This window comes from Catellatospora chokoriensis, from assembly GCF_011297315.1.
In the GTDB taxonomy this organism is placed as follows: Bacteria; Actinomycetota; Actinomycetes; order Mycobacteriales; family Micromonosporaceae; genus Catellatospora; species Catellatospora citrea.
This window is the reverse complement of sequence record NZ_JAAOTI010000017.1, coordinates 33,747-59,108: the sequence shown is the minus strand read 5'-3', so window position 1 is coordinate 59,108 and position 25,362 is coordinate 33,747. Positions and strand designations below refer to the sequence as shown.

The following is a 25,362-nucleotide window of genomic DNA, read 5'->3' as shown; positions in this document are numbered from 1 at the left end:
CAATTTCAGAGACGATCATCGTCGCATGAACAGATCCGTCGTGCCATCGACGCCCGTGGTGGACGCCGAGCCTGCTGACACTGCACTGCCATCCGGCCTGATCGATCAGATCGCCTCCGGCTTCGGCGACGACGCTGCCATGGGCCACCTGGCTGACGCCCAGCTGCTGATCACACTCAACCTGCTGTCGCGGGTGAGGGAACGGGCCGTTGGCCGTCACGCGTTCGCCACGGACGGCTGGGTGATGCTGGAGCGGCTCGACGGCGAGGCTCTCGCCGCCGTAGGCGAGGTGCTCGCCCATCCGTACGTGCGCGCTTGGGCAATGCGCTGCCTGCAGCCGGGCGATGACTGCCGTGACCACGTCGGCTATGTGAACTCGCTGGCGGCCGCCGCGGCGCTGCGCGCTGACCGGGCCGTTGACCTGCGCGTGCCGATCGTCGGCGACCGCGTTCACCTGCCGACGGTCGGCACCGTGTACCTACCCGGGGCGAACGCGAGTGTGGCGGAACTCTGGTCGGTCGGCCGCGGGTTCACGCTTCGGGTGGGGGCGACGCTGGTAACCGTCGACGGGCTCGACGCACCCGCCGGTGAGTCGTGGCAGCCTGCCCGCCGGATCGAGTGCGACGGGCTTTCGCTGCTGATCGAGGACGGTGACCCTTACCGCGACTGCCATCAGTGGGCGCCGAGCGGCCGCGCCTCATCCACCGACGGGGCCCGCTGGCAGGAGCACGTGGCGGCGGCGTGGCGGCTCATCCGCGGCGACGCGGCCGACTATGTGCCCGGACTGCTCGCCGGGTTGCGCACCGTGGCACCGCTGGCGGCCGACCCAGGCGGACTGATGAGGGCATCGACGTCGCGCGACGCCTTCGGATCGGTGGCATCGGTGCTCGCCGAGCCGGCGGCGCTGGCGGTGATCCTCGTCCATGAGTTCCAGCACGGCAAGCTGGGCGCGCTGCTCGACCTGTGCCAGTTGCTCGATCCGAGCAGCACGGAGATGTTCATGGTCCCCTGGCGGACTGATCCGCGGCCCCACGAAGGTGTCTTGCAGGGCACGTACGCGCACGTGGCGGTGGCCGACATGTGGCGCCGACGTGCGGACCAATCGGGTCCACAACAGATGACCGCACGGAAGCATTACCGTCAGTACCGGGACTGGAGCGAGGTAGGGCTCGACGTCCTGCTCCGGCACCCCGACGTGCTCACCGTCTCCGGCCGGCGTTTCGTGCAGGTGATGGCGGCTGGGGTGGCGGGGTGGGCGGCCTGAGCGCGCGGCCGTCGCGCTCTGCGGCTTCGCCCTCGGGGAATGGCACGCGACAATCAGTTCCACCTACCGGCTCATGGGCGACTTCCGCGCCGCCCGTGAGCGCGACGAGCGGGTGTACCGGTTCAGCCGGATCGTGCGCGGGGAGAGCCACTTCAACACCCTCAACACGCTCGGCAACATCGCCTGCGACGTGCGGGACGCGGGCGACTACGAGCGCTCGGTGGCGATGCTGCGCACGGTGCACGAGTCGTACGTCGCCGTACACGGCTAGGAGGCCAAGGGGGTCCTGATCGCACAGTCGAACCTGGCGATCTCGCTGCGCAGCGCCGGACACACGACGAGGCGCTGGAGCTGCACGAGCGGGCGTACGAACGCCTCAACGAGCGGGTCGGCCCGGAGAACCCGGACACGCTCACCTGCCGGCTCAGCCTCGCGCTGAGCCTGCTGGTGTAGGAGGAGAACGCCCGCGCCGAGCGGGAGCTGGAGGCGCTCACCGAGAAGAACCGGGAGAACCTGGCCCCCGCTGATACATGGAGGTCAAAGTAATGTTGAGCAACGCGATGTTCACTCTCCGCGTTCATTTGGTGAGCTGTCAGGTGTTCTCGTTCCGTTCGACCGCACCTGGAAGGGCGCCTTCGACCCGACCTGGCGGGTGAAGGCGCCCTTCGTGCGTCAGGCGGCGGCGGTGCGGAAGACGGGGAAGTAGCCGCCGGAGTGTCCGGTGGCCATGGGGTGGTACGAGATGCCGAGGCTGGCGAAGTTGAGGGCGTGCAGCCACTTGTCGCCGCTGCAGAGCTGGTGGCCGACGAAGATGGAGCGCACGTCGGCGAAGGTGAACCCGTGCCGTCCGGCGGCGGTGCGGGTGAGGTCGTCGACGAGGTTGATGCCTTCGTTGATCTTCGCGTGGGACGTGGCGCTGAGCCCGACGCACACGGTGCCGAGCTGGTAGAAGACCGGATAGCCGAGCACCACCACGCGGGCGTTGGGGGCGCGGGAGCGGATCGCGTTGTACGCGTTGTCGAGCAGCCCGGGCAGGGACGCGCGGGCCTTGTCCTCGGCGGTCTGCACGGCGGCGACGCACTGGGTGGTGCCCTGGAGGGCGCAGGTCGACATGATGTTGGCGAAGCCGACGTCGTTGCCGCCGACGGTGATGCTGACCAGCGTGGTGGAGCTGCTGAGGGCGGACAGCTGCGAGCTGGTGACGCTGGTGGTGGTCGCGCCGGAGCAGGCGACGAAGGCGTACGAGGCGGGGGCGTTGGCGGCGGCCCACAGGGCGGGATAGGCCTTGGTGCTGCGCTGGCACGCGCCGCTCTCGGAGGTGTAGCTGCCGGCGCCGACGCCGGAGGAGTAGGAGTCGCCGAGGGCGACGTAGCGGACGGTGGAAGCAGCCTGGGCGGGGGTGGCTGCCAGGGTGACCAGCACGGTGAAGGCGGTGGCGAGGCTCGCCGTGAAGGTCAGCAGGCGCGATCGGGTCAAGTCGTCCTCCGGGTCAGGGGTCGATCGATCGCATATAGATATCAGTTGAAACCCCGGTTGTGAAGATCTCAATTCGCAAGTGTTGCAAGATGTTTCGAGGGTCTGGCGCGACCGCATGCGGATGGCTACATTGGATCCGTTTGCCCAGCCAGCGTGCATGGTTGCCGGGCTCGCCACTGGCGTGGCGGGGAACCGCCATGTCAGCACATCCCGCCCCAGAAGCGGCACGGTGAGCGCCACCGGCGGTCAACTTCTTGCAGAGCGCGACGAGTAGCGACCGGCGGCCTCGACAGGCGTCGTTAACGTGGCCGGATGAGTAACGGGGCAGTCGTCAGCCCCGGCCAGAACGCGCTGGTGGCCGTGGGCATGCTGGGGATGGCGCTGTGCGGGGGCGGCAACGTCGTCGCCGCGGTGCGGCGGGAGGAGGCCGTCTCGGCGGCGGGTCTGCTGGTGGCGGGGCTCGGCCTGGCACTGTGGTGCGCGCTCTGGCTCACCCTGGCCGTGCGAGCCGCATCGCAGGGCGTGTACTCCCGTGAGGAACACCTGCTGGTACGCGGCCTGCTGTGCACCCGGCGCATTCCCTGGCAGAGCCTGCGCGCCGTGCGTGTCTGCGAAGGCTCCCATGGCGCAGGCGGGCGCTACTACGCGCCCGCGCTCGATTACGTGGTCACTCCGGCGCGGACCGGCCGCGATGGATCGTTCGAGCTGCCGGCGCAGGCCGGGTCACCTCGTGCCGTGGAGTACCGGACGGTCAATCTCCGCTGGCTGGCGACCACGACGGAGCGGCGCGTGCAACGCCACGCCGACCGGATCTACGAGCTGGCGGTCGCTGCCGGCGCCGAACTGGGCGGCTGACGTGCCCGGGTGCGGCCCCGCCGCCGACGGCGAAGGCCGGGCGGGGGTCTGTCGGCACCGTCCGCGCCGGACGGATGGTTACGCTGGCCGCCATGCAGATCATCGAAGGGGCGGGACGGTGGACGCCACCGCCGGCCGGCACGGCCAACGACTGGGTGGAGCACCTGAAGGTGCCGGACCTGTCCGTGGGCACCTACTGCATCCCGGCGGGCGGGGTCGACGACCAGAGCCCGCACACCGAGGACGAGGTCTACGTGGTCACCGCGGGCCGGGCCCGGATCGTGACGCCCGGTGGTGCGGCCGAGGTCGGCCCGGGCGCGGTCGTCTTCGTCCCGGCCGGGGAGGAGCACCGGTTCGTCGACGTCACCGAGGACCTGGCACTGCTGGTGTTCTTCGGGCCCGCCTACGGCTCGCGCGGTGGCGCCTGAGTGCAGCGCCGACGCGTCGCCTCGGGAGCGGGACCGTGCCCGTGCCCGTGCCGGGGTGACGGCACGGGCACGTCGCCGGTCAGGACAGGCCGATCTCGCTCTCGGTCACGGGCGGGCCGGGCTGCACGGGCACCTGGGGCCCGGCGGCCAGCGCCGCGGCCAGCTCGTCGACCTGCCGCCACACCGCCGGGTCGTCCCAGTAGCCGGTGTGCCGCCGGGCCAGCGGCAGCGGCTGGCCGTAGATGTACCAGCAGGTCTCCGGGTCGGGCAGCAGCACGTCCACGGGCGACTCCGGCTCGGCGGCCAGCGCCGCGCCGCCGATGTAGTCGGTGTCGTAGTGGAAGTTGCGCCACGCGTGCAGCCGCGGCTCCAGCGAGCGCAGCACTTTGTCGGTGAAGTAGGCCGGGAACGCCCACCCGTACAGCGTGCGCAGCGGCGAGCCGAAGGTGACCAGGGCGTACCGGCCGTCGGCGGGCAGGTTGTCCCGCTGCAGCAGGGCGGCCGCGGCGATGACGCTGCCCTGGCTGTGCGCCGCTACGACGACCTTGCCGCCGCTGCTGTGCAGCCGCCACAGCCGCCGCTGCACCTCGGGCACCGCCCGCTCGGCGTAGGACGGCGGCGCGAGCGGGTGGAACGCCCGCGGCCAGAACGTGCACACGTCCCAGATCACGCCGATGCGGCGGCGGCTGGCCAGGTTGGTCCAGCCGCGCCGCAGCAGCAGCACCACCAGGATCGGCAGCGCCGCGGTGAGGTAGCTGCCCGCGGTGACCGTCCACGCCGTGCCCCAGGGCAGCTGGTGGAACACCCAGTAGCGGATCTGGATCGCGATCAGCAGGACCACACCGGCCACCGCCATCGAGGTCAGCAGGCGATCGATGTGGCGCGGCATCTGCGCGACCACCCGGGCCCGCACCACGCCGGCGATCCAGCGCCGCTGCGCGGCCGCGTTGTCGTACCAGTGCGGCTCGCCGTCGGGCTGGGGGTAGCGGTCGACGGCGTAGAACCTCTCGGCCTGCGCGCGGGCCTTGCGGCTCGCACCGGCGCGCCAGTACGCGATCAGCTCGAAGACGCCGAACAGCAGGATCAGAGCCAGCGGGACCAGGGTCAGGTACTGGTGCAGCGTGGTGATGATCGGGTAGACGTACAGCTCGCCGGGCGCGGCCGGCACAACCGGCACCAGCGACAGCGAGTTCACCTCGCCGAACAGGTCGGTGATGCGCAGCATCGCACCCAGCATCACCGCGTTGAGCAGCGCGATGCTGACCGCGAGCACCACGAACGGGCCGAAGATGAAGAAGATGCCCCGCTTCCAGCCGCCGAGCAGTGTGGAGACCAGCGTCAGTCCCAGCGCGCCGAAGATGCCGCCGAAGGCGATGTTGATGGTGTACCGCATGTTCGGCAGGTAGCCCCACGGGTGCCCCAGCTCGGGCTGGGCCAGCAGGAACACGGCCGCGGCGGCCAGCGCGGCGACGGCCAGGGCGATCAGCAGCCCGGCCGCCCACCGGCGGCAGGCGTCCAGCGCGGTCACGATCAGCGCGCCGAGCACCGCCGCGCCGCCGAGGCCGAGCGCGGCGAGCAGCGCCCAGCGGGCGGCCGGGCCGGGCAGGTCGCTGCCGGACACCATGCCGTGGCCCGTGTAGGCCAGGGCCAGGGCGATGAAGGCCAGCGCCGCGGCGACGTGCGCGCAGCCCAGGTCGAAGGCGCTGCGGCGGCCGTCCCAGAAGGTGCGGTCGGCCAGCGTCAGCTTGGGCTGGGCGGCGCTGGTCGCGGCGCGCGGCGGCTTGTCGCCCACCTGGTACGGCGGGTCGACCTCCTCGTACCGGTTGATGCTGCGCAGGGTCAGCACCGCCAGGAAGGCCACGAACAGCACCGGCACCAGCGCGCCGATCAGCAGCCGCCGCCCGGCGTGCTCGGCCAGCAGCGGGCCGCGCAGCCAGCTCAGCAGCCAGTTGTCACCGGCGCAGTCGTCACGCCCGCCGCACTGGTAGGCCAGCAGCTCCATGGTGCCCATCGCCATGACCAGCACCACGTTCACGGTGATGCCCAGCGCGGTCCAGCGCACGAAGGTGCGGTGCAGGCGGAACCGCCAGCCGGAGCCGTGGGTCTTCGGCGTGCACATCCACCCGGCCAGGTTGGCCATCGCGAACGGCAGCAGCAGCAGCCACAGCACGCGCGAGCCGCTGCGGGAGGTGAGGCCGCCCCACGAGTACGCCTCGACGTGGCGGGCGGGCAGGTCGGCGGTGCGGTAGAAGCCGGCGATGCGGTCGCCGGAGACCTGCTGCGGGGCGAGGTCGCCGAGCAGGTCCTCCGCGGTGGTGCCGCCGACGCCGTGCAGGCGCAGCTCGGTCACCCCGGACAGGTCGACAGGAGGAGGGATCAGGCCGGACGGGCGGTCCACCGGCGCGGAGTCGTAGCGGGGCACGGGCATGGGGACACCCTGTTGCCGGGCAACGGGTCTGGCAACCGTCCGAATCGGCATACCGGGGGTCGCGAGCGCGACAGGACGGCGACCGATCACCCGATGGGGGAGGATGGCGGCATGGCGCGCGCTGTGATGATCGACTGTGATCCGGGTATCGACGACATGATGGCGCTGCTCACCATCTGCGCCAGCCCCGAACTCGACCTGCGCGGCGTCACCACCGTCGGCGGCAACGTCGGCATCGAGCTGACCACCCGCAACGCCAGATCCGTGCTCGCCCTGGCCGGGCGCGGCGACGTCCCGGTCGCCGCGGGCGCGGCCCGCTCGCTGGTACGCGTACCCGTCACCGAGAAGAAGGGCGCCCACGGCGACGACGGGCTCGGCGGCATCACCCTGCCCGAGGCGCCCGGCGCGCCCGACCCCCGGCCCGCGGCCGAGTTCCTCGCCGCGACGGTGGCCGCCTCCGCCGAGCCGGTCACCCTGTTCGCGGTCGGGCCGCTCACCGACGTGGCCCTGTTCTACGCGATGTATCCGCAGGTCGCGGCCAGGCTCGAACGGCTCGTGGTGATGGGCGGGTCGATCGGCGAGGGCAACATGACCCCGGCGGCGGAGTTCAACGTGTGGTTCGACCCGGAGGCCGCGCACCGGGTGCTGACCGACCCGGGCGTGCCCGTGCCGACCACCCTGGTGCCGCTCGACGTCACCCGCCGCACCGGCCTCGGCGACGCCGATCTCGCCGCGCTCGCCGGGTCCGGCCGGATCGGCGGGCTGACCGCGCGGGCGCTGGGCGGCTACCGCCACGGCCTCGGCGCGGTCACCCCCGTGCACGACGCGGTCGCGGTGCTGGCCCTGCTGCACCCGGAGCTGATGACCACGCGGCCCGCCCGGATTCAGGTCGACGCGGGCGACGGCCCCAGCCGCGGCAACACGGTGATCGACCTGCACCCCGGCACCGGACCGACCGTCGACGTGGTCGTCGACGCCGACCACCGCGCCGTGGTCGACGCCCTGCTCGATCGGGTGACCAGCCTCGACCGGCGGGTTTAGGGACGGCTCCGGCGAGGTAGCCGTCAGTCATGGACGAGGACCGCACCACCTCACGAGCCGAGAAGCTGCTGCCCGAGGAGCTGGCCGTCGGCAGCGACGATCCCCAGGCCCAGGCGGAGGCGATCCTGGCCGAGTCGGACATCCGCACCCTGCGCGCGGCGCACGGCCCCGACCTCTACACGGAACGCCGCACCTCGCAGGAGGCCGCGGAGTAGCACCCGCTGCCGCGTCAGGTCTCCGTCGCGAACTCGGCACGCACGCCGAGGAGGCGGACCGGGCGGTCGGTGGGGAAGGCGGCGAGGGCGGCCAGGGCGGCCCGTTCGACGGCCGCCGGATCCGTGGTGGGCGCGTCCAGAGTGTGGCCGTGGGTGCGGGTGATGAACGGGGCGTAGCGCACCTTCACCACCACCCGCCCCACCCGGCGTTCCTGCGCCGCCACCGCGTCGGCGACCCGTGCGGCCAGCACCAGCACCTCCTGGCGCACCTCGGCCCAGTCGTCGAGGTCGGCCTGGAACGTCGTCTCCTTGCTCAGCGACCGCGCGACGTACGGCGCTCCCGTGACCGGCGTGTCGTCCTCGCCGTGCGCGAGCCGCACCAGCCACGGGCCGGTGGCCGGGCCGAGCCCGGCGGCCAGTTCCTGCGGGTCGGCGGCGGCCAGCTCGGCGACGGTGTGCAGGCCCCGCGCGGCCAGCCGTTTCGCGGTCTTCGCGCCGACGCCCCACAGCGCGTCGGTGGGCCGGGCGTCCATCACCTCGCCCCAGTTCGCCCGGGTCAGCCGGAACACCCCGGCGGGCTTGCCGAACCCGGTGGCGAGCTTGGCGCGTAGCCGGTTGTCGCCGATGCCGACGGTGCAGTCGAGGCCGGTCGCGTCCCGGACCCGCCGCTGGACGTCGCGGGCGGCGGCCTCCGGGTCGCCGGTGTCCAGGGCGAGGAACGCCTCGTCCCAGCCGAGCACCTCCACCACCGCCCCGTTGTCCCGCAACGCCGCCATGACCAGCGCCGACGCCTGCTCGTACGCGGCGGAGTCGACGGGCAGGAACACCGCGTCCGGGCACTTGCGGGCGGCGACGCGCAACGGCTGCCCCGAGTGCACGCCGAACTCCCGGGCCTCGTACGAGGCGGTGCTGACCACGCCGCGCTTGGTCGGGTCGCCGTCGCCCCCCACGACCACCGGCCGCCCGCGCAGCTCCGGCCGGCGCAGCACCTCGACCGCGGCCACGAACTGGTCCAGGTCCACGTGCAGCACCCAGCCGCTCACCGCCCCATCGTCGCCCGGCCGGGGTGCCGAGCGCGGCGAACCGGCTGATTTCGGTGCAGGCAGGACCCTCGGCACGATCCTGGCCGCCAACCTGGCCCGGCGTCAACGACGCAGCGTCGTCGCGGCGAGGAAGGTGACGGCCGCGGCGATGTCGAGCACGGCGCGGTGGTCGAGCAGTTCGACCGCGCCCGCGCCGACGGCGATGGTCAGCGCCGTCGGCGCGAACACGGCGGTGCCGGCCGTGGCGGCGACCCGGCCGATCAGCTCCGCGGGCGTGTGCCGCTGCACGGCCGTCATCGCGGCGACGACCGTCCACGGCAGACCCACCCCGAGCAGCACCCGGCCCAGGGCGACGACCGGTGTCGACGGCACGCACTGCAGCACCAGGCCCAGGGCGGACAGTGCGGCGCCCCACCAGGCCGCGGCGGGCTCGCCGCGGCGGTCCAGCAGCCGCCCGCACAGCAGCCCGCCCGCGACCGACCCGGCGCCCTGCGCGGCGGCCAGCACTCCGGCGAACTCGGGCGCCCGCCCCAGGTCGTCGAGGATGACCAGGTAGGCCGCCGCGTTGGACAGCCCCGACATCGCCACCGCCGCCGAACCGGTCGCCACCAGCGCCCGCAGTTCCGGATGCCGCCACAGGAAGCCCATGCCCTCGCGGGTGTGCCGCAGCAGCGAGCCCGTGCCGGGCCTGGTCGCGGGCAGCGTGCCGGGCCGGATGGCGGCGTAGCAGGCGGCGGCCAGGCCCAGCGTCAGCGCGGCGAGCACGGCCACCGACGGGCCGCCGTGCAGCGTGAACAGCGCCGCGCCGGCCAGCGGTGCGACCAGTTTCAGGCCCTCCTGCACGCTCATCCGCAGGCTGTTCACCCCGCCGAGCCGGTCGGCGGGCACGGCCGCCTGGAGGATCACGGCCTCGCCCGCGTCGAGCAGCACGAAGCTGACGCCGTACCCGAGCATCACGGCGAAGATCAGCCAGGTCTGGGCGGGTCCGCGTACGGCGAGCAGGGTCAGCAGGAGGGCGGCCATGGCGATGCTGGTCGTCACCAGCAGCCGCTGCCGGGGCAGCCGGTCGACCAGGGCGCCCAGCACCGGACCGGCCAGGGACGGCAGGTAGACGCACAGGCCGCACAGCGCGGCGAGGCCCGCCGATCCGGTCAGCGTGAGCACCCACACCGACGCGGCCAGCGACATGGCCGTGCTGCCGAATCCCGAAGCGAGGGTGACCCCGAGAAAAAGCCTGGCGTTCCGGTCGCCGAGCACCGCCGTCGGTCCGCCGCCCATGAGTTCCTCCCCATAGTTGAGTCTGAGCGGCTCATCATGGGCGGCCCGCGATGGGCTGTCAATGTGGACGTCAGCGGGCGCGGTTCCCGGCTGCGGCACCCGGCGTGGCCTCGCGGTAGGCCCGGCGCAGCTCGGTCACGGCCACCCGCAGCAGCACCGGACGACCGTCCAGGTCGACCGTGGCCAGATCCTCCACAGCGTGCTCGACCAGCGAATACAGGGCCCCGGCCGGGGCGTCGGCGGCCTCGGTGAGACCCGTCCGAGCCAGCGCGGCGCGCGGTCGCGTGCCGTCCCAGGACGGGTCTGCGGCCATCTGCTCCGCCGCGGAACGGGCCGCGGCGCGCAGTGCGGCGACCGGCTCGGTGTCAACGCAGTGTTGACAATCGTGATGGTCCGTGGCGGCGGCCTGCTCGGCGAGCCGGGCCGCACGCTGCTCGGCGGCCTGGCGGGAACGCAGGCCGAGCGCCGCCGCGACCCGCCCCCAGCTCACGCCTTTGCGGCGGGCGGCGGCCAGCAGGTCGCGCTCCGCGTCGTCGATCGCGGCGCGCAGGTCGCGCAGCTCCGCCAGCGCGCCGACGATCTCCTGCGCGTCGCCGCGCACGGCCGCCAGCACGCGCCGGTGCTGGTCCAGGCCGACCGTGCCGGCGTGACGGCGATGCGGGTCTCCGCTCGGAGCCGGCCTGCCGCGACGGAGCCGGTCCAGGTCGCCGACGGACGGAGGCGAGCCGGAACGGTGCGGGCCGAGGTCGTCGGTGGAGGAGGGGGTCACGGCGCCATGGTCGCGGGTTGACCAGGGTGGTGTCAACGCCGTGTTGACACGTCAGCGGCCGAGCAGCTCCACCTCTTCGGTCAGCAGTCGCGCCAGGCCGGTCTGCCGCCACCGGTCGGTGATGCCGCGGCTGGGCACCTCCACCGTCATGAGCAGGTAGAGGTAGAGGCGGTACAGCGCGAGCCGGCGCCGGGCCGCGGCGTCGAAGACCACCGGCGCGCCGGTCGCGGCGGCGTAGCCGCGCACGAACGGATGGGCCGGCTCGTCCTCGACCCGGCGCAGCAGCAGCGGCGACACGAAGTCGACGAGCGGGTCGCCGTACAGGTAGCGCTCGCCGTCGACCAGGCCGGTGAGCCGGCCGTCCGCGGCGAGCACGTTGCCGTCCCACAGGTCGAAGTGGACCAGGGCGGGCCGCTCGACCTCGGCCAGCTCGGGACTGTCCGCGACCACGCGGCGGATCACGTCGGCGGGCGCGGGCAGGGCCACCTGCCAGGCGGCCGCGTCGGCGAGCATCGCCTCGACCATCGCGGTGAACGCCGTGTGCCAGGTGGCCGCCTGCGGCCGCGGGCCGGGGTAACCGAAGTGGTCGCCGGTGACCGTGTGCACGCGGGCCACGGCCGCGCCGAGCTGTGCGCGTACCGCGTCGTGGTCGCCGTCGCGGTCGGCGCTGAGCGGCACACCGGGCAGGAGCGTGGTGAACAGCCAGCCGTCGCCGTGGTGCAGCACGCGCGGGGTGGGCACGTCGGGCACCTGGCCGGCGACCAGCCGGAAGTACGCCGCCTCGCAGGCGATCATGCCTTGCTCGTAGGTGAGCAGCGGGACCTCGGGGGACGGGCCGACCTTGAGCACGACCTCGCGACCGTCGGACAGGCGTACCCGCCACACCGCCGCGAACCCGCCGCCGGACAGCTCCGCGCAACCCGCGACGGTCAGGTCGGGCCCGAAGGCCGCCCGCACCTTGGCGATGACGTCGTCAGGGGTTAGTTCGGGCTGCGTGGGGCTGCGCACCCGCGAGATTGTGCCACGGGGCCGAGCATCGGGGTGTGCCGTGGAACGTCGAGCCGACCAGCGCGTTGCGCAACACGCGTGCCGAGCCGGGTGCGCCGTCCGGAGTGACTGCCGACGGCGGAGGGGCAGCCGGCGCAGTCGGCTCGACGTCCACAAAGTCCAGTGAAGCACGCAATATGCGAGATCGCGCATGCATCCGCGTGGATGTTATATGAACGTTGTGTTATGGGTCGATGGCAGAAGGTAATCGCATCAGCGGTGGCGGACCCAGACGTTGGGTTCGGTGTAGACGGCGGAGCCCGCCGCGCGGTCGACGCGCAGGGTGCTCAGCCCGTCGGGGATGACGTAGTCGCCCGAGTCGGGCAGGGGCATGCCGGTCCAGCTCTCCCACTCGGCGACCGAACCGGCGATGACCTGCGAGCGCGGCGCGGCGGCGAGCACCCGCGCGCCCATCCGGACGTGCGTGCGCAGCCACGGGTCCTGCGGCAGCCCGTCCGGCCGGGTCCACGTCTGGTAGCGCTCGATCGGGGCGAGCGGGTAGCGGGACTTGTGCGTGGGACGGACCGGGCAGATCACTCGGGTGCGGCCGAGCCGCGCGGCGTCCTCGCACAGCGCGGTGAGCAGCTTCGCCGCCAGCCCGGTGCCCTGCCGGTCGGGGTGCACCTGGGCGGCGAGCACGGCATGCGTGTCCGGCGTCCGCCCGGCGTCGTACGCCGCCAGGGCGCGGGCGAGGCTGTCGTTGTACCCGGCGGGCAGGTCGTCGACCTCGCCGTTCCAGCACAGCGGCACGGCCCAGCCCGCGGCCACCGGCTCGTCACCGTCCAGCAGCACCAGCTCCAGGTCGGCGAACAGCTCGCGGACGCGTCCGATGTGCAGCTTGGTCTCCTGGTCGTGGAAGATGAACTCCGGCCAGCCGCCCGCGAACAGCCGTTCGAGCTGCTCCTGCGGGCGGGGACGGGCGTGCATGGGCTCCGCGGTGAAATTCACCGGGCGAGGCTAGACGCCGGCGGGCGCGGTGTCGAGCACGGGGTGGCGCAGGCCGGGGTGGCTCTTGGGCAGCGACCGGCGCATCACGTACCAGCTGACGGCCAGGCATGCCGCGACCACCGGCCAGGTCAATGCGATCGTGCTGACCACCAGTGCCTCGGTCTGGCCCGCCCAGAACAGTGGCAGCCACACCGCGAGCCGCACGACGTACTGCATCACCCACACCCAGCTCGCCCGGCTGTACGCATGCAGCAGCGCCGGGTCGCGCCGCCAGGAGCCGCGCTGGCCGAGCACGGCGCCGACGACCACGCCGAGCAGCGGCCACCGCAGCATGATGCTGACCGCCCAGGCCAGCGCGCTGGCGGCGTTGGTGGCGATGCGGATGAAGAAGAAGTCCTCCGGGCGGTTGGTGCGCAGCGCGATCAGCGCGGCGACGACGACGCCGAGCAGGCCGACCAGCACCGCGCTGAGCTTGTCGCCGCGCAGCACTCGCCACACCCCGATGGCCACGGTGACCGCGATCGCCGCGCCCACCCCCCACTCGATCGAGCGGTCGCCGGCCACGAAGGCGATGCCGAAGGCCAGCGGGCCGAGCGTGGCGTCCAGCGCGGCGCGGCGTCCGCCGAGCAGTTCGGCGAAGCTCTCACCGGCGGGGTCGGGCCGGGTGGCGGTCACGTGTGCTCCAGCGGTCGTCGGGTTAGGTGAGCCTAGCCTGTTCTGTATCGGGCGGGAAGCGGCCGCGTCCTGCGCTGGGACATTCCGCCCCGACCTGGTAGGAAGATCCTTATGCGTACGCCCGCCACTGACGAGGTTATCGACCTCTGCCGCGACCTGATCCGCATCGACACCACCAACACGGGTGATCTGGCCACCAGCGCCGGGGAGCGGGGCGCCGCCGAGTACGTCGCGACCAAGCTCAGCGAGGTCGGCCTCGACCCGCAGCTGCTGGAGAGCCGGCCGGGCCGGGCCAGCGTGGTCACCCGCATCCCGGGCGCGGACTCCTCGCGCGGGGCGCTGCTGGTGCACGGGCACCTGGACGTGGTGCCGGCCGACGCGAGCGAGTGGTCGGTGCACCCGTTCTCCGGGGAGATCAAGGACGATGGTTCCAGTGGGCCCAGTATCTGGGGCCGCGGCGCGGTCGACATGAAGGACTTCGACGCCATGTCGCTGGCCGTGGTGCGTGACTGGCAGCGCACCGGCTACGTGCCGCCGCGCGACATCGTGCTCGCCTACACCGCCGACGAGGAGGCCGGCAGCGACTACGGCGCGGCGTTCCTCGTCGACGAGCACCGGGACCTGTTCGAGGGCTGCACCGAGGCGATCGGCGAGGTCGGCGGCTTCTCCTACACGGTCAGCAACGACCTGCGCCTTTACATGATCCAGACGGCCGAGAAGGGCATCGACTGGCTGCGCGTGCACGCCACCGGCCGCCCGGGCCACGGCTCCTTCGTGCACGACGACAACGCCGTGACGGCGCTGTCCGAGGCCGTCGCCCGGGTCGGCCGCCACCGCTTCCCGGTCGTGGTGACCCCGACCGTGCGGGCCTTCCTGGAGGAGGTCGGCGAGGCGCTGCAGATCGAGATCGACCCGGAGGACCCCGAGGCGGCCATCGCCAAGCTCGGCCCGATCGCCACCATGATCGGCGCGACGATCCGCAACACCGCCAACCCGACCCGCCTGAACGCCGGATACAAGGACAACGTCATCCCGGGCCGGGCAAGCGCCACGATCGACTGCCGGACCCTGCCGGGGCAGTTCGAGCTGTTCCGCGAGCAGCTGGTGGAGGTGCTCGGCCCGGATCTGGAGATAGAGTCGATACACCGCCAGCCCGCGCTGGAGACCGGGTTCGACGGGGCGCTGGTGGATGCGATGGCGCTGGCGCTCAAGGCCGAGGACCCGGGCGCACACGCCGTCCCATACATGCTTTCGGGTGGCACCGACGCCAAGTCGTTCGCCCGGCTCGGTATCCGCTGCTTCGGTTTCGCCCCGCTGCGCCTGCCGCCCGACCTGAACTTCTCCGCGTTGTTCCATGGCATCGACGAGCGCGTGCCGGTGGAGGGACTACAGTTCGGCGTGCGGGTACTGGACAGGTTCCTGCGGCAGAGTTAGGCCCGGTCGTGCGCGGCCGGGAACCGGCCTGTCTCGTCGTATGAAGGAGTAACCGAGTAATGAGCGACAACCACGCCGCCGTCGAGGCCGCGCTGGAAGAGATGATCACCGCCGCCCGGGCGCACCTGGCCGCTGTACGCGACGCCAAGGGTGAGGTCGACAGCGATGACGTCTGGCGTGCCTACGTGGCGTTCAACAACGCCGCCGTCACCTATGACGACGCCCTCTCGGAGACGTACGGCGAGCCGCTGCCCTGGGAGGTGGAGCCGATCGACCTGGAGAAGGCCGACCGGTTCATGGCCGACCTCGTCGCCGCCGAGCAGGCCCCGACCGACCCGCACCCGAAGGTGATCTCGGTCCGGCAGCGCCGCGACTACCTGATCCCGAGCGTGTCCGCGCTGATCAGCGCCGCCGAGCTGGCCCGCCGTGAGGCCGGTCTCAGCGACGCCGACTCCGAGCCGGTGGCCTCGGTCGCCGACGCGGTGCTGGAGCTGCTGCAGAGCTCCGACGGCTCGCTCGCCGCGCTGGACATCCCGGAGCTGGAGCCGCTGGACGGCATCGTCACGGTCGCCGAGGTGGACAAGTCCCTGGAGCCCGACGACTTCGAGGAGACCGACGCCAACGGCCCGTTCACCCTGGGCGCCTCCGACAAGCTGGTGGCCCGCCTGGACGAGCACCTCAACGGCGACATCATGGAGGACCAGGACTGACGTCGGCGATCCAACGGCTGCGGCGCGTACCCGGACAGGGTGCGCGCCGCCTGCGTTTCGCCGGCGTCAGGCCGGGGGCGCAGGGACGCGCGTTCCGGTGGCCGGCGGTGCGCTCGAATCGCACGCCGGCTCCGCCCCGCCGCAGACCGGGCGGGCGTGCCTGGTCCGCGGCGTCAGACGGAGAGGCCGGGCAGGGGGAAGGCCCGCAGCGGCCGACGGAGGAGCACCTTGCGAGTGCCGTCCTTCATCAGCTGCACGCGGGCCAGCTCCCAGCCGCCGTACTCAGCCTGGATCGCGAGCCGCACCGCGGCGGTCAACCGATCGACATCCGGAGGTAACCGCAGCGGTGCGTATTCGTAGTCCATAGAGCGATGGTGCACCTACGTCCCAGGTCAGGCAAGCAGGGTGGGGATCCCATCTGGCGGTATTAAGCCCGTTCGAGTGCTGATTGCGGCAGATCATCCCGTTCCATGACCCCGGCCACGCGCTTGATCGCTCGACTTGCCAGGCAGCCAGGCGAAAGGCGGGTCAAGATACGCACGTCTGCCAGGCAATCGAGCGATCTCGGCAGGACGGGTCGGCCGGGCTAGTCGAGTTCGGGGTAGCCGACGGTGATCGCGGAGACGTCGTCGAGGGCGCGGGAGATCTCCAGGGGGAGTTCGATCTCCTCGACCTGCAGCGCGGCCACCAGCTGGCCGACGTTGCGGGCGCCGAGGATCGGCGCGGTGACACCGGGGCGGTCGCGCACCCAGGCCAGCGCGACCTCGGCCGCGGACACGCCCAGGCCGTCGGCGGCGGTCGCCACCGCCTCCACGATCGCCGAGCAGCGCGGCTGCAGGTAGGGCAGCACCGAGCGCTCGAAGTGCGGCGAGGCCGCCCGCGAGTCGGCCGGGCGGCCGTGGCGGTACTTGCCGGTGAGCACGCCGCGGCCCAGCGGCGACCACGGCAGCACGCCCAGGCCCAGCGCCGCGCACGCGGGCAGCACCTCCCGCTCGATGCCGCGCTGGAGCAGCGAGTACTCCATCTGGGTGGCCGTGATCGGGGCCCGGCCCGGCCAGGCCCGCTGCCAGGTCGCGGCGCGGGCGGTCTGCCAGCCTGAGAAGTTCGACACACCGGCGTAGCGCGCCTTGCCCGAGCTGACCGCGTGGTCGAGCGCGGCCAGCGTCTCCTCCCACGGGGTGTCCGGGTCCTGTCCGTGCACCTGCCACAGGTCCACATAGGACACGCCGAGGCGGCGCAGGGTGGTGTCGAGCGTGCGCAGCAGGTGCCCGCGGGAGCCGTCGTGGCGGCGGCCGGCTCGCGCCCGCAGCCCCGCCTTGGCTACGATCAGCACGTCGTCGCGCGACACCATGGCGTCCAGCAGCGTGCCCAGCACCGCTTCTGCCTCGCCGTCGGCGTACACGTCGGCGGTGTCGAGCAGCGTGCCGCCGGCGTCCACATAAGCCTTGAGCTGCGCGCCCGCGTCATCCGGATCGGTGTCCAGACCCCAGGTCATGGTGCCCAGGGCGAGGCGGGAGACCACCAGCCCGCTACGGCCGAGCGGTCGTTGCTGCATGGGGTGAACTGTATTCGGCTTGACACCGCGGCGGCGATCGGTGGGTGGCGCGCGCCACGCGCGGGCGAGAAGCAGGCGCCGGAGCGGTTTACCGAGCCGGCTTTGAGGGAAGTGGGCTTTGGTCGAGGTGTACGGTCGACCCCCAGCCCCCAGGAGCGCCGAACCATCATGACCATCACGGCCGGCGGCGGTCCGGCTGAGCCGGCCACCGTCCGCCCCCGCAGTCCCTACGTCGACGTCCTGCGCGCCGCCGCGATAGTCCGGGTGTTCCTGCAGCACACGGTGCCGTTGGGTGCGCTGACCGCGCTGCTGCCCGCGATGTGGGTCATGTTCGGCCTCGCCGGCTACCTGACCGCGGTGTCGCTGCGGCGGGGCGGTCCGGGGCGCACCGTGCGCTCGCGGCTGCGCCGCCTGCTGCCGCCGCTGTGGATGCTGGGCGCGATCGCCGTGCCGCTGATGCTGCTGCACGGCTGGCACCCGTTCACCTGGAGCGACCTCATCCCGTGGGTGTTCCCGCTGGTGAACCCGCCGGGCAGCGAGTGGGGCGCGGCCTTCGTCATCACGCTGTGGTACCTGCGCGTCTACCTGTGGTTCGTGCTGCTCTCGCCGCTGCTGTGGTGGCTGTTCCAGCGCGCGCCGGTGGCCACGCTGCTGACCCCGCTCGGGGCGGCCGTGCTCCTGTCGACCGTGCTCACGCTGCCGGGTTCCCGGGTCACCGACGTGATCTGGAGCACCGCCGCGTACGGCACGGCCTGGGTGCTCGGCTACGCCCGCGAGTCCGGCCTGCTGGACCGGCTGGCCTGGCCCGCCTGCCTGGCCGTGGCGGGGGCGCTGGGCCTGGCCGCGCTGCTGCGCGCCGCCGCCGATCCGGAAGGGCTGCAGGATCAGCTGGCGCTGGTGCTGTGGGGCACCGCGGTGGTGCTGGTGGCGCTGCGGGCCCGCCCGCGGCTGGCCTGGCTCGCCGCGGCGGCACCACTGCGCCGGGCGGTCGCGCTGCTCAACGCGCGGGCGGTGACCGTCTACGTCTGGCAGCTGCCGATGGTGGCGCTCGGCACCTGGCTGCTCGGCGGGCTGGCCGGGCCGCCCGCGCTCACGGTGGCGGTCGCGGCGGTGCTGACGGCCTGCGCGGTGCTGTGCTTCGGCTGGGTCGAGGACCTCGCCGCGAAGCGGCCGCCGGCGCTGGTGCCGACCGTTCCCGCGCCGCGCCGTCCTACCGCGGAAGGTGCCCAGACGCCGTCGCGCGCCACCGCGGCCTGAGACCGGGGTCGTCCTTCCCAAGATTCTTACTACTCGGTAACCTTGGCCCACCGCCGCCGACGCGGCCCGGCCAACGGAGGTCACCATGCGACTCGGTCTCAACATCGGCTACCTGACGCCGTGGTCCACACCTGAAAGCCTGCTGGCGCTGGCCCAGGAGGCCGACCGGCTCGGCTTCTCGGTGGTCTGGGCGGCCGAGTCGTACGGCTCGGACTCGCCGACCCTGCTCGCCTGGATCGCCGCGCAGACCGAGCGCATCGACATCGGCAGCGCCGTCATGCAGATCCCCGGCCGCACCCCGGCCGCCACCGCGATGACCGCCGCCACCCTCGACACGCTGTCCGGCGGCCGTTTCCGCCTCGGCCTGGGCGTGTCCGGCCCGCAGGTCTCCGAGGGCTGGCACGGCGTGCGCTTCGCCAAGCCCCTGGCCCGCACGCGCGAGTACGTCGACATCGTCAAGCTCGCCCTGTCCCGCAAGCAGGTCACCTACGACGGCGAGTTCCACACCCTGCCGCTGCCCGACGGCCCCGGCAAGGCGCTGCGCCTGAACTTCCACCCGCAGCGCACCGAGATTCCGGTCTACCTGGCCGCGGTCGGCCCGAAGAACCTCGAACTGGCCGGCGAGATCGCGGACGGCTGGCTCGCCGTGTTCTACACGCCCGAGTTCGCGCAAGAGCAACTGGGCCAGATCGCCGCGGGCCGGGCCAAGGCGGGCAAGACCATGGACGGGTTCGACGTCGTGCCCAGCGTGCCCGTCGTCGTGGGCGACGACGTCGAGATGTGCGCCGAACTCGTGCGCGCCTACGCGGCGCTCTACGTCGGCGGCATGGGCAGCCGCCAGCAGAACTTCTACAACGATCTCGCCGTCCGCATGGGCTACGGCGAGGCCGCCGCGCAGGTCCAGGAGCTGTACCTCGCCAAGCGGCATCGCGACGCCGCCGAGGCCGTCCCGATGGAGTTCATCGACCGCACGTCATTGCTGGGTCCCAAGGACCGCATCGCACGACGCCTGCGTGACTTCGCCGATTCGGGCGTGACTACGCTGTCGCTGGCGCTGTTCGTGGCAGACGCCGACTCCGGCAAGGAGACCTTGCGTACGGTGGCCGAAGCGTACGCGGAGAGCGGACTGGGAGACTAAGTGGAAATCGAGATCTGGCAGGCGATCGTGCTGGGCATCGTGGAGGGGATCACCGAGTTCCTCCCGATCTCCTCGACGGGCCACCTGACCATCACCGAGAAGTTGATGGGCCTGCCGATCGACGATCCCGCAGTCACCGCCTTCACCGCCGTGATCCAGATCGGAGCGATCGCGGCGGTGCTGGTGTACTTCTTCAAGGACATCACCCGCCTGGCCGGGGCCTGGTTCAAGGGCCTGTTCTCCGCCGAGGCGCGCCAGATCTTCGACTACAAGTTCGCCTGGTACGTCATCGCCGGCTCGATCCCGATCGGCATCGTCGGCTTCGCGGCCAAAGACCTCATCACCGGCCCGCTGCGCAGCATGTGGTTCGTGGCCGGGTCGCTGATCGTGTGGAGCGGCGTGATGGCCTTCGCCGAGTACGCCGCCACCCAGGTCCGCGGTGAGAAGCAGCTGCGCCTCACCGACACGATCGTCATCGGCTTCGCGCAGTGCCTGGCCCTGATCCCGGGCGTGTCCCGGTCGGGTGCCACGATCACCACCGGTCTGCTGCGCGACATCGACCGGGTCACCGCCACCCGGCTGTCGTTCTTCCTCGGCGTGCCCGCGCTCGTCGCGGCCGGCATCTACGAGCTGCCCGAGGCGCTGGGCAGCCCCACCGTGACCGCCACGTCGCTGATCGTCGGCACGGTCGTCAGCTTCCTCGTGGCGTACGCCTCGATCGCCTGGCTGCTCAAGTTCGTCGCACACCACTCGCTGATGGCCTTCGTGTGGTATCGCGTGATCCTGGGCGGCGCGATCATCGCATTGCTCGCCACGAACACCATCTCCGCCACCTAGGCTGGCGATCGTGGCCACGCTACTGCTGCTGCGGCACGGACGCACCACCGCCAACGCCGACGGCATCCTCGCCGGGGACCTGCCCGTCGCGCTGGACGAGGTGGGCGTCGCTCAGGCCGAGCAGGCCCGGGGACGGCTGGCCGGGCTGCCGCTGGCCGTCGTCGTGAGCAGCCCGCTCGTCCGCTGCAAGCAGACCCTCGAACTCGCCCTGCCCGGCGTCGTGCCGGTGGCCGAGGAGGGGCTGCGCGAATGCGGCTACGGCGAGTGGTCGGGGCGCTCGCTCAAGGAACTCGCGGACAACCCGCTGTGGTCCACCGTGCAGCACCATCCGGCGGCGGTCGTGTTCCCGGGCGGAGAGGCGATGGCGGCCATGGCCAACCGTGCCGTCACCGCCGTACGCGCCTGGGACGCCCGGATCACCGAGTCGCACGGCCCCGACGCGGTGTGGCTGGCCTGCAGCCACGGTGACGTGATCAAGGCGATCGTGGCGGACGCGCTGGGCATGCACCTGGACCTGTTCCAGCGCATCTCGGTCGAGCCGTCGTCGGTGACCGCGATCCGCTACACCCCGCAGCGCCCGTTCGTGCTCCGCGTCAACGACACCGGCACCCCGGTCTCCGCGCTGCTGCACAAGCACCGTCCGCCCGCCGAGGAGACCGCCGAGAGCGACGCCGTTCTCGGCGGCGGCGCCTGACCGGCCGTCAAGGGCCCGGCAGGGGCGTGGCCGCGGTCGCGCGCAGGCCGTCGAGGGAGACGTGCAGGATGCGGCGCCAGGCGGGTGCCGGCACGACCGGGGCGATCCGGCCGAGCGCGACGAGCAGCAGGGAGACGTCCTCAGCGGTGATGTCGGGGCGTAGTTCACCGGACTCGTGGGCGGCCCGCACCAGCTCCGCGATCAGCGGGCCGACCTGCTGGCGGCAGTGCTGGCGGGCGGTGTTGCCGGCCTGGCCGGGCAGCGCCTGGCAGTAGGCGTCGAGCAGTCCCGGGGACGCCGTCTGCCGGGTCAGCGCGTCGGCGAGGAACCGGCTCAGGTCGGGCCAGGCCCGGCCGGTCAGCGAGGCCGTCGCCGACGCGGCCCACGACGTGAACACGTGTTCGAGAGCCGCGTCCAGCAGCGCTTCCTTGGTGGGGAAGTGGCGGTAGAGGGTGCCCATGCCGACCTCGGCCCGGCGCGCGATCTCGCGTACGTCGACGTCGCTGCCGCGCTCGGCGATCAGCCCGGCGGCGGCGTCGAGCAGCCGGCCGCGGTTGCGGGCGGCGTCGCTGCGCGTGGTCGCCGAGGATGCGGCGGCCGGAGGTGACGTCATGCACAACACCCTACCGGAGCGGCTGCTCCGGTTCAGTGCTACGGTCGGGAAGCAGGCGGAGCAAGTGCTCCGTTTCACGCCGGACCGGCGACACTGCCGCGGCCCGTGAGACCGTGCCAGGTCTCGCGGGCCGACCGGCCCGCCGGTGCCCGTTCGAGCCAGAAGGACAGCCGTATGACGATCCCGCTCTCCATCCTCGACCTGGCCCGCATCGGCCCCGGCGAGACCGCGCACGAGAGCATCGCGGCCAGCGTCGACCTCGCCCGCACCGCGGAGGAGCACGGCTACCGGCGCGTCTGGTACGCCGAGCACCACAACATGCCCACGATCGCGTCCTCGGCCCCGGCCGTGCTGATCGCGCACGTCGGCACGTTCACCCGCGAGATCCGGCTCGGCGCGGGCGGCGTCATGCTGCCCAACCACACGCCGCTGACCATCGCCGAGCAGTACGGCACGCTCGACGCGATGTATCCGGGGCGCATCGACCTGGGCCTGGGCCGGGCTCCCGGCTCGGACCAGAACACCATGCGCGCGCTGCGCCGCGACGCCCAGTCGGCCGAGGGCTTCCCGAACGACGTGCTGGAACTGCAGGCCTACCTGGCCGGCAAGTCGCGGATCCCCGGCGTGGACGCGGTGCCGGGCAAGGGCTCCCAGGTCCCGCTGTACATCCTGGGCTCGTCCATGTTCGGCGCGACGCTGGCCGCCGCGCTCGGCCTGCCGTACGCGTTCGCCTCGCACTTCGCGCCGCAGGCCCTGGAGGCCGCGGTGGCCGCGTACCGGCGGGAGTTCCGGCCCTCCGAGCAGCTCGACCGGCCGCACGTGATCGTCGGGGTCAACGTCGTCGCCGCGGACACCGCCGCCGCCGCTCGGGAGCAGTTCCAGGGCACCCGGCGGGCGTTCGCCACGGGGCTGTTCGGGCGCGGGCAGACCTTCACCGACGAGCAGGCCGACCAGCTCCTGGCGCAGGGCGCGGGCGCGCACGTCGACCAGATGCTGCAGTACTCCGCGCTCGGCACGCCCGCCGAGGTGCGCGACTACCTCGACGCGTTCGTCCGGCACGCGGGCGCGGACGAGCTGATCGTCGCCCACCACGCCACCGGCGAGGCCCGCCTGCGCTCGGTCGCCCTGCTCGCCGAGGCGATGTCCCCGGCCCACGCCTGACCAGATCCCGCCCTGCCCACCCGGTCGCCCGCCGATGATCGTCCGACTTGCCGGGCACTCGTGCGTATCTTGAGCGTCCATTCGCCCAGGTGCCTGGCAAGTCGAGCGATCATGGCGGCGGTCCGCGGTCCGCGGGCTGCGGGATCAGGTGTCGAGGCGTAGAGCGAGGTAGAGGTCGACGCGGTCGGTGAAGCGGTCCAGGTCGCGGCCGGTGAGGTCGGCGATGCGGCGTACGCGGTAGCGCAGCGTGTTGACGTGCAGGTGCATCGCGCTCGCGCAGCGGGTCCAGGAGCCGTCGCAGGCCAGGAAGGTCTGCAGGGTGCGGACCAGGTCGGCGTGGTGGTCGGCGTCGTAGGCGCGCAGCGGCGCGAGCAGCCGGTCGGCGAACGCCTGCCGCGTCGCTCGGGGCACGCTCGCCAGCAGCAGATCATGCGAGGCCAGCTCGTCGCTGCCGATGACGGACACCCGGTCCTGCCGTTCGAGGGCGTACCGGTGGGCGTGCCGGGCCTGGGCCAACGCCCCGGGCAGCGCGGCGACGTCCGTCGCGGGCTCACTCAGCCCGGCCACGAACCGCGTCCCGCGGGCCGCCGCGGTCAGATGCCGGGCCGCCTCCCGCAGCCCTCCGACCCCACCGGACCCCGCCACCACCGCGACAACCTCGCCCCGCACACTCGCGACAACCGCCCCCGGCACCATCTCCTCCACCACCGCGACGGCAGCGCCGTCCGCGTCGTGCAGTTTCGGGGAACCTGCACGTTCCGCCAACCCGTTTCGTGCAGTTTCCCCGAAACTGCCGGAGCCGGAGACCGGCGGGGTGGGGAGGGAGGCGACGAGGATGGTGTAGGGGCCGGTGGTGGGTAGGCCGCAGGCGTGGAGGGCGGCGGCTAGTTCGGGCGGGTCGGCGGCGGTGGTGAGGACGTCGGCGAGCTGGGCGGCCAGGCGGCGTTCGATGCGGCGGGCGCGTTCGGAACGGGCCGCGTCCAGGGCGGCCAGTTCGACGAGTTCTTCGAGCAGCGCGGGGTCGGCGCACGCGATGAAGCGGGTGCCCGGCGTCGCGGCCGGGGCGGGCGCGTCGAGATGGAACTCGCGGTCGCCGATCCGGCAGCGGGTCGGCAGCGTGTCCGCCCGCAGGAACGCCGTGGCGAGCCGCCGCCCGACGGCGAGGTCGTGCGGCGTGCCGTCGGGGTCGCCGACGATGACGCGGCCGGTGCTGGTGAGCACCCAGGCGCCCGTGCCGGGCCACACCTCGGACAGGTCGGCTCCGGCGGCGAGGGTGGCGACCCGGCCCCGGCGGCGGCTGCGGGCGGCCAGCGCCCCGGCTTCGCGCTCGGCCCAGAGCACCGTGTTGATCCGCTCGGTCACCTCGCGGAACGACACCTCGGCGGGCACCGCGAACAGCGGCAGCCGGTGTCGCCGGCAGGCTTCCACCAGGTCGGCGGGGACCGGGCCGAGCAGGGCCTCGCCCGCGCCGAGGGCGGCCACCCCGGCCCCGGCCAGCGCGGCGACGAACAGCTCGGAGTCGGCGGGCTCGCGCCGCCACATCATCCCGGTCAGCACGACCTCGCCGCCCGCCAGATAACGCGCCGGGTCGAGCAGGTCGGTCGTGTAGGCGAGGTGGGCGGGACGGTCGAGCTCGCCCTCCCCGGCGAGCACCGGCAGCCGGACACCCGGCTGTTCCAGCACGTCACGTAGCCGCATGCGCACCGCCTTTGTCGTAACCTCCAAAGAGCCTAGCCAGGCTTTGTTGCAGTTTCGGTCCTTCTCACCCTTCAGCGCCAGAGGGCGGGGCAGTTGACTCATTCCATGTCGCCGGCCGAGTTCAACGCTCTGCCCGCCCCCGACGCCGAACGCGAGTTGCTGACCTGCAACGCGTCGAGTGCGTGGGCGCGGGCGGTGACGGCCGCGCGGCCCTACGCCGACCTTGCCGAACTGCGCGAGGTCGCCGCCGGGGCGGTCGCCGCACTGTCCTGGCCGGACGTGCGGCAGGCCCTGGACGCCCACCCGCGCATCGGCGAGCGGGCCGCGGGCACGAGCCGCGAGGCGGCCTGGTCGCGGCGCGAGCAGTCCGGGGCCGCGTCCGCCGACGAGCAGACCGCGGCCGCGCTGGTCGAGGCCAACAGGGCGTACGAGGACCGCTTCGGCCACGTGTTCCTGATCTTCGCCAGTGGCAGATCGGCCGGACAGATGCTCGCCGCGGCGCGGCAGCGGCTGGCCAACGACGAGGCCGCCGAGCGCGAGGTGGTACGCGACGAGCTCACGGCGATCACCTTGTTGCGGCTCGATCGGTTGTTCGGGACATGAACGAGCGCAGCGAGCGAATCATGTCGCAGGTCTCATGCCGCCGACGAGCGTAGCGAGGAGAAGGCGTGAACGAGCGCAGCGAGCGAATCATGTCGCAGGTCTCATGCCGCCGACGAGCGTAGCGAGGAGAAGGCGTGAACGAGCGCAGCGAGCGAATCATGTCGCAGGTCTCATGCCGCCGACGAGCGTAGCGAG

General features: G+C 72.8%; 26 protein-coding genes. 14 read left to right on the top strand and 12 right to left on the bottom strand.

Translation table 11 applies throughout. From position 1 onward, the window contains the following. The first annotated feature begins 25 nt into the window (after nucleotides 1-25). Together HAV39_RS24700 and HAV39_RS24695 are read left to right on the top strand one after the other, a co-directional pair. Nucleotides 26-1,264, top strand: coding sequence for an HEXXH motif domain-containing protein (locus tag HAV39_RS24700; protein WP_191841538.1), 1,239 nt, complete (start codon nucleotides 26-28; stop codon nucleotides 1,262-1,264). After that, nucleotides 1,239-1,535 (top strand): tetratricopeptide repeat protein, encoded by a 297-nt coding sequence (locus HAV39_RS24695; RefSeq protein WP_342355588.1) that lies wholly within the window; start codon nucleotides 1,239-1,241, stop codon nucleotides 1,533-1,535. Before HAV39_RS24700 ends, HAV39_RS24695 begins: the two co-directional genes overlap by 26 nt. Before the next feature lie 401 nt (nucleotides 1,536-1,936). On the opposite strand, the gene HAV39_RS24690 is transcribed toward HAV39_RS24695, so the two are convergent. Continuing rightward, the gene (locus HAV39_RS24690) at nucleotides 1,937-2,740 is read right to left on the bottom strand and encodes an SGNH/GDSL hydrolase family protein (protein WP_191841536.1); all 804 of its coding nucleotides are present in this window, start codon (nucleotides 2,738-2,740) and stop codon (nucleotides 1,937-1,939) included. A 312-nt stretch (nucleotides 2,741-3,052) separates the two neighbouring features. Here HAV39_RS24690 and HAV39_RS24685 point away from each other — a divergent pair, with 312 nt between their 5' ends. Both HAV39_RS24685 and HAV39_RS24680 read left to right on the top strand, forming a co-directional pair. Next, nucleotides 3,053-3,595, top strand: a complete 543-nt coding sequence (locus tag HAV39_RS24685) for a hypothetical protein (RefSeq protein WP_191841535.1) — start codon at nucleotides 3,053-3,055, stop codon at nucleotides 3,593-3,595. A 92-nt stretch (nucleotides 3,596-3,687) separates the two neighbouring features. Then, entirely contained in the window at nucleotides 3,688-4,023 is a 336-nt protein-coding gene (locus HAV39_RS24680; RefSeq protein WP_191841534.1) for a cupin domain-containing protein, read from the top strand. A 79-nt stretch (nucleotides 4,024-4,102) separates the two neighbouring features. Here the strand turns inward: HAV39_RS24680 and HAV39_RS24675 are convergent, their stop codons facing one another. Further along, nucleotides 4,103-6,451 (bottom strand): hypothetical protein, encoded by a 2,349-nt coding sequence (locus tag HAV39_RS24675; protein WP_191841533.1) that lies wholly within the window; start codon nucleotides 6,449-6,451, stop codon nucleotides 4,103-4,105. Between the two features lie 111 nt (nucleotides 6,452-6,562). On the opposite strand from HAV39_RS24675, the gene HAV39_RS24670 reads away from it, so the two are divergent. Both HAV39_RS24670 and HAV39_RS24665 read left to right on the top strand, forming a co-directional pair. After that, a complete protein-coding gene (locus HAV39_RS24670; protein WP_191841532.1) occupies nucleotides 6,563-7,492 on the top strand; it encodes a nucleoside hydrolase in 930 nt (309 codons plus the stop codon). A gap of 29 nt (nucleotides 7,493-7,521) precedes the next feature. Beyond that, nucleotides 7,522-7,707 (top strand): hypothetical protein, encoded by a 186-nt coding sequence (locus tag HAV39_RS24665; RefSeq protein ID WP_191841672.1) that lies wholly within the window; start codon nucleotides 7,522-7,524, stop codon nucleotides 7,705-7,707. Between the two features lie 14 nt (nucleotides 7,708-7,721). Here the strand turns inward: HAV39_RS24665 and HAV39_RS24660 are convergent, their stop codons facing one another. From HAV39_RS24660 to HAV39_RS24635, 6 genes are all read right to left on the bottom strand, one after another. Then, a complete protein-coding gene (locus tag HAV39_RS24660) occupies nucleotides 7,722-8,750 on the bottom strand; it encodes a DNA polymerase IV (RefSeq protein ID WP_191841531.1) in 1,029 nt (342 codons plus the stop codon). Nucleotides 8,751-8,852: 102 nt separating this feature from the next. Continuing rightward, nucleotides 8,853-10,028, bottom strand: a complete 1,176-nt coding sequence (locus tag HAV39_RS24655) for an MFS transporter (RefSeq protein WP_191841530.1) — start codon at nucleotides 10,026-10,028, stop codon at nucleotides 8,853-8,855. Nucleotides 10,029-10,098: 70 nt separating this feature from the next. Then, nucleotides 10,099-10,797, bottom strand: coding sequence for a hypothetical protein (locus tag HAV39_RS24650; protein ID WP_191841529.1), 699 nt, complete (start codon nucleotides 10,795-10,797; stop codon nucleotides 10,099-10,101). A gap of 51 nt (nucleotides 10,798-10,848) precedes the next feature. Then, complete coding sequence (locus HAV39_RS24645; RefSeq protein ID WP_239120683.1) at nucleotides 10,849-11,805, bottom strand: phosphotransferase family protein; 957 nt, start codon at nucleotides 11,803-11,805, stop codon at nucleotides 10,849-10,851. Between the two features lie 252 nt (nucleotides 11,806-12,057). Then, on the bottom strand, nucleotides 12,058-12,792 hold the full coding sequence (locus tag HAV39_RS24640; RefSeq protein WP_239120684.1) for a GNAT family N-acetyltransferase: 735 nt from the start codon (nucleotides 12,790-12,792) through the stop codon (nucleotides 12,058-12,060). 9 nt (nucleotides 12,793-12,801) lie between these two features. Next, entirely contained in the window at nucleotides 12,802-13,467 is a 666-nt protein-coding gene (locus HAV39_RS24635) for a DUF3159 domain-containing protein (RefSeq protein ID WP_191841527.1), read from the bottom strand. A 111-nt stretch (nucleotides 13,468-13,578) separates the two neighbouring features. Between HAV39_RS24635 and HAV39_RS24630 the strand changes: the two genes are divergently transcribed. Continuing rightward, nucleotides 13,579-14,901 (top strand): M20/M25/M40 family metallo-hydrolase, encoded by a 1,323-nt coding sequence (locus tag HAV39_RS24630; protein ID WP_191841526.1) that lies wholly within the window; start codon nucleotides 13,579-13,581, stop codon nucleotides 14,899-14,901. A gap of 59 nt (nucleotides 14,902-14,960) precedes the next feature. Further along, the gene (locus HAV39_RS24625; protein ID WP_120315680.1) at nucleotides 14,961-15,611 is read left to right on the top strand and encodes a hypothetical protein; all 651 of its coding nucleotides are present in this window, start codon (nucleotides 14,961-14,963) and stop codon (nucleotides 15,609-15,611) included. Nucleotides 15,612-15,784: 173 nt separating this feature from the next. Here the strand turns inward: HAV39_RS24625 and HAV39_RS24620 are convergent, their stop codons facing one another. Then, nucleotides 15,785-15,976 (bottom strand): DUF5703 family protein, encoded by a 192-nt coding sequence (locus HAV39_RS24620; protein WP_120315679.1) that lies wholly within the window; start codon nucleotides 15,974-15,976, stop codon nucleotides 15,785-15,787. Nucleotides 15,977-16,197: 221 nt separating this feature from the next. After that, nucleotides 16,198-17,166 carry an aldo/keto reductase gene (locus HAV39_RS24615; RefSeq protein ID WP_191841525.1) on the bottom strand — a complete coding sequence of 323 codons (969 nt, stop codon included), beginning with the start codon at nucleotides 17,164-17,166 and terminating at the stop codon, nucleotides 16,198-16,200. 168 nt (nucleotides 17,167-17,334) lie between these two features. Here HAV39_RS24615 and HAV39_RS24610 point away from each other — a divergent pair, with 168 nt between their 5' ends. The 4 genes from HAV39_RS24610 (at nucleotide 17,335) to HAV39_RS24595 (ending at nucleotide 21,092) form a co-directional block, all read left to right on the top strand. After that, nucleotides 17,335-18,423: an acyltransferase family protein gene (locus HAV39_RS24610; RefSeq protein WP_191841524.1), complete on the top strand. Its 1,089-nt coding sequence runs from the start codon at nucleotides 17,335-17,337 to the stop codon at nucleotides 18,421-18,423. An 85-nt stretch (nucleotides 18,424-18,508) separates the two neighbouring features. Further along, the gene (locus HAV39_RS24605; RefSeq protein WP_191841523.1) at nucleotides 18,509-19,561 is read left to right on the top strand and encodes an LLM class F420-dependent oxidoreductase; all 1,053 of its coding nucleotides are present in this window, start codon (nucleotides 18,509-18,511) and stop codon (nucleotides 19,559-19,561) included. Between the two features lie 6 nt (nucleotides 19,562-19,567). Next, nucleotides 19,568-20,398 carry an undecaprenyl-diphosphate phosphatase gene (locus HAV39_RS24600; protein WP_191841656.1) on the top strand — a complete coding sequence of 277 codons (831 nt, stop codon included), beginning with the start codon at nucleotides 19,568-19,570 and terminating at the stop codon, nucleotides 20,396-20,398. Nucleotide 20,399: 1 nt separating this feature from the next. Continuing rightward, the gene (locus tag HAV39_RS24595) at nucleotides 20,400-21,092 is read left to right on the top strand and encodes an MSMEG_4193 family putative phosphomutase (protein ID WP_191841657.1); all 693 of its coding nucleotides are present in this window, start codon (nucleotides 20,400-20,402) and stop codon (nucleotides 21,090-21,092) included. A 7-nt stretch (nucleotides 21,093-21,099) separates the two neighbouring features. Here HAV39_RS24595 and HAV39_RS24590 read toward each other — a convergent pair whose 3' ends face one another. Beyond that, nucleotides 21,100-21,705: a TetR/AcrR family transcriptional regulator gene (locus HAV39_RS24590; protein WP_191841522.1), complete on the bottom strand. Its 606-nt coding sequence runs from the start codon at nucleotides 21,703-21,705 to the stop codon at nucleotides 21,100-21,102. Nucleotides 21,706-21,879: 174 nt separating this feature from the next. On the opposite strand from HAV39_RS24590, the gene HAV39_RS24585 reads away from it, so the two are divergent. Then, a complete protein-coding gene (locus tag HAV39_RS24585; protein ID WP_191841521.1) occupies nucleotides 21,880-22,866 on the top strand; it encodes an LLM class flavin-dependent oxidoreductase in 987 nt (328 codons plus the stop codon). A 144-nt stretch (nucleotides 22,867-23,010) separates the two neighbouring features. Here the strand turns inward: HAV39_RS24585 and HAV39_RS24580 are convergent, their stop codons facing one another. Beyond that, nucleotides 23,011-24,564 carry a PucR family transcriptional regulator gene (locus HAV39_RS24580; protein ID WP_191841520.1) on the bottom strand — a complete coding sequence of 518 codons (1,554 nt, stop codon included), beginning with the start codon at nucleotides 24,562-24,564 and terminating at the stop codon, nucleotides 23,011-23,013. 105 nt (nucleotides 24,565-24,669) lie between these two features. Here HAV39_RS24580 and uraD point away from each other — a divergent pair, with 105 nt between their 5' ends. Beyond that, the gene (gene uraD / locus HAV39_RS24575; RefSeq protein WP_191841519.1) at nucleotides 24,670-25,167 is read left to right on the top strand and encodes a 2-oxo-4-hydroxy-4-carboxy-5-ureidoimidazoline decarboxylase; all 498 of its coding nucleotides are present in this window, start codon (nucleotides 24,670-24,672) and stop codon (nucleotides 25,165-25,167) included. Nucleotides 25,168-25,362 lie beyond the last annotated feature (195 nt).